This is a genomic window from Streptomyces viridosporus (assembly GCF_002078235.1).
Classification (GTDB): domain Bacteria; phylum Actinomycetota; class Actinomycetes; order Streptomycetales; family Streptomycetaceae; genus Streptomyces; species Streptomyces viridosporus.
Genome location: NZ_MSGP01000945.1, coordinates 1 through 560 on the forward strand (window position 1 = coordinate 1; position 560 = coordinate 560).

A 560-nucleotide genomic window follows, 5' to 3' on the forward strand; every position below is an offset into this window, starting at 1 on the left:
GAGCGGACTCGGCACGGCGCTCGCGGCATGGCTGGCGGCGGCGCGGGCCCGGACCAGCGCCGCCGCCAGCCATGCCGCGAGCGCCGTGCCGAGTCCGCTCACCGCGGAGACCAGGTACCTCGCCGCCTCCCCGCCGAGGGAGCCGGGCAGCACCTGGAACAGGAACTGGAACACGCCGTACCCGGCGGCCACGCACCCGAGCCCGCCGAGCCAGCCCACGAACCGGACGGGACGCGGGGCGCCGTCGTCCGGCGGAGCGGGTTCCGGGTCCGGGCCGGCGGGACTCGAGGGCCCGCGGCCGAGCCGCTGGTGAGACATGGCGCGCTCCCTCCCCCTGGGCGGCGACACACGGTTCCCGCTTTCCGCGAAGCCCCCATCCTAGGAAAACGGCTCCGACTCAACGTCCGTACCGCTGTTTTCGCCCTCTCACACCCGACACCGGCGTCGGACGGCCGACAGCCCGGTTTCCGGGGCCGGATCTCCGGGGTGAGGCGCGGAGTCCCGACCGCTTCGTCCCGGGACCCGCCCGGTGACCCGGGGCCACGTGCGGCCGCGGTGGC

The 560-nt window shown here is 76.4% G+C and carries 1 pseudogene; it reads right to left on the reverse strand.

The window, feature by feature from the left end:
• Positions 1-318 (reverse strand): annotated as a pseudogene (locus tag B7L92_RS38835) (hypothetical protein); the annotation flags it as partial.
• Positions 319-560: the final 242 nt, after the last annotated feature.